The organism is Flavobacteriales bacterium (assembly GCA_013214975.1).
Taxonomy (GTDB): Bacteria; Bacteroidota; Bacteroidia; order DT-38; family DT-38; genus DT-38.
Genome location: JABSPR010000166.1, coordinates 1 through 7,880, shown reverse-complemented (window position 1 = coordinate 7,880; position 7,880 = coordinate 1). Strand labels below are relative to the sequence as shown.

7 protein-coding genes are annotated in these 7,880 nt (G+C 35.3%); all 7 read right to left on the bottom strand.

The annotated features are described in order from the left end of the window. Nucleotides 1–870 (bottom strand): carbon-nitrogen hydrolase family protein (locus tag HRT72_05970; GenBank protein ID NQY67253.1); only part of this gene is annotated, 870 nt, incomplete at its 3' end. Between the two features lie 205 nt (nucleotides 871–1,075). Next, nucleotides 1,076–2,818, bottom strand: coding sequence for an aromatic amino acid hydroxylase (locus HRT72_05965; GenBank protein NQY67252.1), 1,743 nt, complete (start codon nucleotides 2,816–2,818; stop codon nucleotides 1,076–1,078). After that, entirely contained in the window at nucleotides 2,818–3,705 is an 888-nt protein-coding gene (locus HRT72_05960; GenBank protein NQY67251.1) for a flavin reductase family protein, read from the bottom strand. Before HRT72_05960 ends, HRT72_05965 begins: the two co-directional genes overlap by 1 nt. Further along, complete coding sequence (gene fahA / locus HRT72_05955) at nucleotides 3,706–4,938, bottom strand: fumarylacetoacetase (GenBank protein ID NQY67250.1); 1,233 nt, start codon at nucleotides 4,936–4,938, stop codon at nucleotides 3,706–3,708. Nucleotides 4,939–4,986: 48 nt separating this feature from the next. Then, nucleotides 4,987–6,096: a 4-hydroxyphenylpyruvate dioxygenase gene (hppD, locus tag HRT72_05950; GenBank protein NQY67249.1), complete on the bottom strand. Its 1,110-nt coding sequence runs from the start codon at nucleotides 6,094–6,096 to the stop codon at nucleotides 4,987–4,989. Then, nucleotides 6,093–7,244 (bottom strand): homogentisate 1,2-dioxygenase, encoded by a 1,152-nt coding sequence (locus HRT72_05945; protein ID NQY67248.1) that lies wholly within the window; start codon nucleotides 7,242–7,244, stop codon nucleotides 6,093–6,095. The genes hppD and HRT72_05945 overlap by 4 nt, the downstream gene beginning before the upstream one ends. Nucleotides 7,245–7,712: 468 nt before the next feature. After that, nucleotides 7,713–7,880, bottom strand: a 168-nt coding sequence (locus tag HRT72_05940) for a hypothetical protein (GenBank protein ID NQY67247.1), incomplete at its 5' end; no start/stop codon positions are given.

Sequence of the window (7,880 nt, the reverse complement as noted above, 5' to 3'; positions counted from 1 at the left end):
TTTCAATTTGGTTAAGGTATCTAATCGAGTTGGCTTACTTAATGGGCCTAGCGAATTTAAATATGAATTTGTATAATCAGGACTGTAAATATCGAAATCCCCAGCATGATCACGAAAACTTTTAAGAGGCTGCCCCAATCTTAACACCCCTAATTCTCTACTTCGTTTTACCAGTTCAATGTCAATTTCTAGCGGAAATATTTCTTCCGTCTCACCCGATTGATGAATAATCCTCCCATCAGGTCCACATACAATAGAATGACCATTCCCTCCTGAATCCAAACCATTTACATCAATAAAATAACATTGATTTACTGTTGCCATTGTTCTTACAATTGACAATTCTATATCTCTATCAATTGTGCCTGTCATGGTTGGATGAAGAATAACTTCAGCTCCGTTAACAGCCATGGTTCTAATCGTTTCAGGAAACCACATATCATAACATATAGACACACCAAATCTGCTAACACCTGGCACGTCAAAAACACAGAATTCCTGCCCTGGAGTTACTCCAACTTCGTATGGGTAGAAAGGAAACATCTTTCGGTACCGTGTAACTACTTCTCCCTGCGGATTAATTACAGTTGCTGTATTGTAAATTTTATCATCTTTTTTTTCGAAGATTGAGCCCGGAAGCAACCATATTCCGTGTTTCGCCGCCATGTTTTGCATTTCTTGTTCAAAATTCCCAGGAATTTTTTGGGCAGCATACGTCAAAGGACCATAAGCACACAACTCACTAAAAACAACCATTTCAATCCAAGGATAAAGATTCAAAGCGATATCCAACTTTAGTTTCATCATTTCAATGTTTGGAACTACTGCGGATACTTTCATTTGTATTCCCGCTATTGCAAATGGTTTCATACTTAATTCTTTTAACGTTTGCCTATTCTTCCTTTATTGTTTGATAGTTTTTATTAAAAAACAAATCGCAACTTCGATCTAATAGTAAATGATCTTCTTTCAAACTTAGTTAGACTAGTCAAAAACTAGCTAACCTTTTTCTTATGGCGCATAATAAATCATAACTCATTGAAAGTAAGCAATAAAATCCGTATCTCTATTGAGCTTAATATAATTCCAAACCATCCTTAATCAATAATTCCAGCTTTGGCTTTTCTCTAGAAATTCCAGAAAGCCATTGGTTAATTTCTTTTTTCAATCCACCTTCATCACTAATTTCTATTATCTCTAATAACAGTAACCATTCGTATGGATAATTAACTTTACATTCTTCGAAAATTTCAATTAACATCTCCTTCTTGGAATCACCTTCCTCTCTAAGATTTCTGAGGTTTGCATACCTCGATTCGCGCAAAAAGTCCAATTCGGATTTTACAGGTTTAATCGTTACTGTTTGTGATACATCTAAGTAGTCAGGAAAAGAGTTAAAGTCGGCAGCACCAGAGTAACCAGAGGTTATATCATTTCCAATAACCATATCAAATACACCATACGACGGTTTAAATAAAATTTCTTTTTGATAACTAACAGTACATTCATCGAATTGAATGAGCATTAATTTTCCTTGTACATTTCTCACACCTGTAACCATAACTCCTTTAACTTTTATACCGCTTTCAAACTGAAAAGAGATCGACCTGCCCTCTTGAAACTTATTAACCTTAAGATCAGCCGGTCCCATATCCTCTATTGGCATATTCACACCCAACATATTTCCCAAAGGAGAACTAAATCCGTGAAAATGATCCTTTATCCCATGACCAATTAATTCTTTTTCACGATAAGATATTGCTGTGGGGCCTTCTGTTCTAAAATAGATTACTTCCCCAATCGAATTTCTAATTGTGCTAACAAACTTCCCAGAAACCTGAACACCAGAGCTCAACTCAACTGTCCCTAATGTACCAGAACTCACCAATTTCAAGATACTTCTACTTCCCCCTTTTCTAACACTTAACGTATTAGCAAATTCTTCAAGGACAGCCATAAGATGAGAAAAACTTTCCGCCACAAAGAGATGCGGCTGTGGACGTGTAATGTCAAAGCTCTGAAATGCAGCGTCAATACTATAAGGTATTTTCTTTACTTCTTTATCGAACACGAACCTACTCTCTCCAATTGAGGATAACAACCCGGCGCCATATATTTTAGGATCCTCAAATGTCCCAATTAATCCGTATTCTACTGTCCACCATTGTAAATTTCGTACCTGAGCCATTTCAGAAGGTTCAACATCCTTTTCTTGTAATTGCTTAACTAATGCGTGCGCTTCTTTTAATTCATCTTTATCCACTCCATCTGCCTCTTTCAAAATGGACAATCTTCTTACTGCTTCATAAATTTCCATATCATGGCCAGACAAAATTGCCTTGGCTCCTATTTCTCCCATTCGTCTTAAATACTCAGCATAATCGGGATTAGCTATAATCGGAGCATGACCTGCAGATTCGTGAATAATATCGGGAGCGGGAGTATATTGGATGTTTTCCAATTGCCTCATATCAGAAGCAATTACTAATACTTTAAACGCTTGAAACTCCATAAATGCATTAGGGGGTATAAAGCCATCAACTGCCACAGCAGCCCAACCAATCTCTTTTAGAATGCGGTTCATACCATACATATTAGGGATAGATTCAATATCAATTCCCGTCCGCACCAAACCATCTAAGTAAGACTTATGAGCTACACGAGAAAGAAAGCTTATGTTTTTTTTCATAACATACCGCCAAACCGCCTGATTAATCGAAGTATATTGATTATAGTTCTGTGGCTTTATGAATTTTTTCAAATGACTAGGCAGCCGATCAATAAGTGGATTACTTTCTATTTTATTATCCAACCCCATTACAAGTGCATTAAAGTTAAATAGGCTTTTTTTACTTGATTACTTTCAAGATACTGTTTGGCCAATCGCATTATATTTTCTTCAAAATACCTGACTTCACTATTCTGAATAATTGCTCGGATTTTCTTCGTATTCGAAAACTCTTCTTTTTCCTTCTCTGATGGTATGCAACTAATACCGCCCAATTTCCCTAAATCATTACCCGATAAAAAAACAGAGCGCACAATTTTTTTTGGCAATGCGTCAACACCTATTCCCGTTTCCCGAGATGGTTTTTTAATTCCAAACAAAGCATCTTCCTTGGCTCTAATATAATTATCACCACCCATCCTCGCCACCAAGTCAATTTTATCAGAAATTATTCTGTTGTCAGAATCAACTAGGCTGTTTTTATAATGTATCCTTACCGCCTCACAAATAACCAGTGCACCAGAACCACCATTCTCACCAAGCTCTTTAATATCATTAACAATACATTCAAAGCTAACTGGTGCCTCTTTCACTCTTGGAGGAAGTACTTTATCTGACTTAACTTCTCTTAATCCGGCTTTAATAAATTCATTTACCCCACTCTCATATTCATTACTAGTTAGAGACATTTGCTCTACCATCTTGTGACTAACAAGATTAATTACTACCTCTGGATGCATCTTCACATTTTTGAATGTATCCTTAACAGTGTTATCTCTTAATCGACGCACAGTTGAAAAAACAAATATTAATGGGTCGATGCTGAAGACATTAAAAAAGCTAAATGGGCTTAGGTTTACATTCCCATTTAAATCTATACTGCTAACAAAGGCTATCGGCCTTGGCGCGACAAACCCCGTTATTAAGCCATATAGCTTATCTACTTCAAAGTCTTCTATATCATTAGACGTTACCATTTAACTATTTGAAATTATTTTAGAACGAACTTCACCAAAACCAACTCGAATATCATCTTTAAAAGAATACCCTCTCATAATGATTGAATCGCCATCCTCGATGTACTTCCTTTCCAATCCACAAGAAAGAGATATTGACTTGGCACCTCCTTCTGTTATTTCTAATAGCGAGCCCAAGCTATCTTTTCTAGAACCACTTATTGTTCCAGAGGCCATTATATCTCCTACATTTATATTGCATCCATTAATAGTGTGATGTGCGAGTTGTTGCGCATAATTCCAATACAATGTTTTGTAATTGGTCGTTGTAATTAAACTCTCCTTTTGATTATCAGGCTGCATATAAACCTTTAGGTTAATATCTAAATGATAATCACCATCACATTCTAAATATGGAAGCAATTCTTTCTCATCAGAAATTGACTTGGTACTAAAAGGATTCAACGCTTCCAATGTTACAACCCAAGGCGAAATAGAAGAGGCAAAGTTTTTTCCTAGAAACGGTCCTAATGGTTTGTATTCCCAGCTTTGTATATCCCTAGCCGACCAGTCATTAAAGAGCACCATACCAAAAATATACTCTTCTGTTGAGTCAATATAAATTTGCTCTCCTTGCTCGGTCTCCTTTCCAATAATAAATGCTAATTCTAATTCAAAATCCAGAGCATTTGTTGTAGCCAATATAGGTGAATCACTTCCAATAGGTAAAATTTGACCTATTGGTCGCTTAATATTAGTACCCGAAACTACTATCGAAGATGCCCTACCATGATAAGCAATAGGCATATGTTTCCAATTGGGCAGTAATGGATTATTATTATCTCTAAATAATTTACCCACATTAGTTGCATGTTCTTTACTGGAATAAAAGTCTGTATAATCACCGATTTTTACTGGAAGATGCATTCTAGAACTTTGTCTATCCACCAACAATTCATCTTTATTATCATACAATATTCCGTGCGTGCACAACTCACTTTGAATAATTTCTCTAACTCTATTCGTGACTTTTTTTCCAAGTCCGATAAATGGATTAAGTACTATTTGTGATAATGTATCCTTCAAATCTATCGCACCAAATATTCCTTTCTTCTCTGCCTTTTTAAGATCAATAATAAAATCTCCTATTGCTATTCCTATCCTCTTGTTTCCTGATGAATATGAGAACACCCCATAAGGCAAATTATGAATAGAAAAATCTGATTCTGACGATATGTTAATCCAGTTTTTTATAATCTAGTTCTTTAATAATTATGACTTAATACAATGGAACCATTTCAACTATAATGTTCCTCTTTTCTTTTGTTCTAATTCGATTGCTTCGAACAGCGCTTTGAAGTTTCCTTTACCAAAAGATCTCGCACCTTTTCGTTGTATGATTTCAATAAACATTGTTGGTCGAGGTCCTATGGGTTTGGTAAATATTTGCAGTAAATAACCATCTTCATCCCTATCTACTAATATTCCTAATTCTTTTAAAGATTCCATTTCCTCATCTATTTCAGCTACTCTCTCAATTACTGTTTCATAATATTCTATTGGTACTTTTAGAAACTCTACCCCTCTCGACTTTAACCCCCTAACTGTCAAAACTATATCATCCGTTGCCATGGCCAAATGCTGTATTCCTTCTCCTTCATAGAAATCTAAATATTCTTCTATTTGTGAACGTTTTATTCCATTTGCAGGCTCATTAATTGGAAACTTTACTTTTTCATTTCCATTACTCATAACCTTGCTCATTAAAGCAGTATAATCGGTAGATATATCGTTATCATCAAATGAAACAATTTGATTAAACCCCATAACCTTCGAATAAAACCCCACCCAGACGTTCATTTGTCCCCAACCAACATTACCTACCATATGATCAATGTATTTTAATCCTAATGATGTTGGTTTATAAACTGGGTTCCAAGGTATATATCCGGGTAAAAACACCCCTTTATAATCTTTTCTTTCAACAAAAACATGAACGGTTTCCCCATAAGTATGAATACCTGAGGTAATTACTTTACCACTACTATCTGAACTAATTGAAGGTTCAAAGTATGCTTTAGCCCCTCGTTTAATTGTTTCTTCAAATGATTTTGTGGCATCGTTCACCATAAGAGCGACTACCTTAATACCATCACCATGAATATCTATATGACGACCAATATCTGTATTGCTTTTTAACGGAGAAGTAAATATCAATATAATTTTACCTTGTTGAACTACATAAGATTCTCTTATAGAATCACCTGTAGACAAACCAGAATAAGCTAATGGTTGAAAGCCAAAAGCCGACTGATAATAGTGGGCCGCTTGAAGTGCATTACTAACATACAATTCTACATAATCAGTTCCGGCAAGGGGTAGAAAATCATTACTCTGTGTATCTATTTTCATTTCAACCAAGATTTATAGTATTCGTCATCTCCAAAATCTATTGCTTCTTGTGTTAGCATAAATGGCCTAAAAGGATCAACCATTACCGCCAATTCCTCAGTTCGTTTTTCGCCTATGCTTTTTTCCACAGTACCAGGGTGAGGACCATGTGGAATTCCTGCAGGATGAAGTGTGAAATCACCTTTATTAATATTCTTTCTACTCATAAAATCTCCATCAACATAATACAGTACTTCATCAGAATCTATGTTACTATGATTATATGGGGCAGGAATAGCCTGCGGATGATAATCAAACATTCTTGGACAAAAAGAGCACACAACAAAATTATTTCCCTCAAAAGTTTGATGTACTGGAGGAGGTTGATGAATACTCCCTGTAATTGGTTCAAAGTCATGAATAGAAAAGGCATATGGGAAATTATAGCCATCCCATCCTACAACATCAAAAGGATGATTAGCATATACAACTGTGTGTAAAATGCCACTCTTTTTTATTTTAATTACAAATTCCCCAGACTGATCTATGCTCTCCAGATTACTTGGCAACCTAAAATCACGTTCACAGTAAGGAGCATGTTCCAATAATTGTCCATTTCTATTTCGATAGCGACTCGGAAATACAATAGGGCTATTAGATTCCAACACCAACAATCTATTTCCTGGGGTACTAAATTTAATTTTATAAATTACACCTCTTGGAATAATTAAATAATCACCCTCTGTAAATTCTATTTGACCAAATTGTGTCTTGAGCACACCACCACCCTCGTGTACAAAAAGCAACTCATCAGAGTTAGCGTTTTTGTAAAAGTATTCTTCCATCGATGTTGTTGGTGCTGCGCACCCCAATGCGAGATCATCGTTATAAAATAAAATTTTTCGACTTTCAAGGAATCCATCTTCACTTGGAATTTCAAAACTCCCGATCCTTCTCGATTGTATATTATTTCTTACAGCAGAAATAGGAGCAACATTTATTTCTCCCTTAATTTCCTTTATTTGTGTTGGCGGGTGAATATGATATAAAAGAGATGAGTTCCCAGAAAAACCCTCCGTACCAAATAGTTCTTCATGATAAAGCAGCCCGTTTTTGTCTCGAAAAACAGTGTGTCTTTTTCTTGGTATTTTTCCTATAGTATGATACAATGACTATTCAGTTAACTTGTTTCTAATAATATTATACGATAATGAGATTGTATAGTTATTCAACTATTGAAAATGATACTATTATCCTAATGAATTACAATAGTACTAAACCTATATGCTCTTTTATAATTCGGCAATAACTAATTATATATACTTTCCAGAAGTATATTGCAGGTAAGAATTTTAACGCAACCATTCCTGTTTAACTAGTTAGGTAAATGAAAAAAACTGATTAAAATCGTTTTCCCATTGCATTACTAATTAGAACGATACCACGCATTTTCACAATTCAATAATCAATTGAGATAGTAGAAATTTGCAGTAAAGGTTCAGACCTTAACGCACCTTCTCTTATAGGGTTTCTGTCAGTCCAAAATTTGGATATCCTTACAATGTTCCAACATGGAACTTGCCATTTTAAATGATAAAGGTTTCCAATAAACGGCCTTAAAGCCTTTTTTAATTAATTCAACTTCTTCTACCTCTTGTGATGTCAAAAGAATAGTTGGTGGTATGATTCAACTCTGTTCCTGTATATTCTTTTACGAAGTCTTGGCGGGTTTTGATAGCCGCCTCAGAGTAGTCATCATTTTTATCTCTAGGAATCGTTACACGATTCAAATCTTTAGTAGAAAC

Bases quoted from the DNA above. Each gene is read 5' to 3' on its own strand.
- HRT72_05965 (NQY67252.1), bottom strand. From the start codon at position 2,818: ATGGGGTTGGATAATAAAATAGAAAGTAATCCACTTATTGATCGGCTG.
- HRT72_05960 (NQY67251.1), bottom strand. From the start codon at position 3,705: ATGGTAACGTCTAATGATATAGAAGACTTTGAAGTAGATAAGCTATAT.
- hppD (NQY67249.1), bottom strand. From the start codon at position 6,096: ATGAAAATAGATACACAGAGTAATGATTTTCTACCCCTTGCCGGAACT.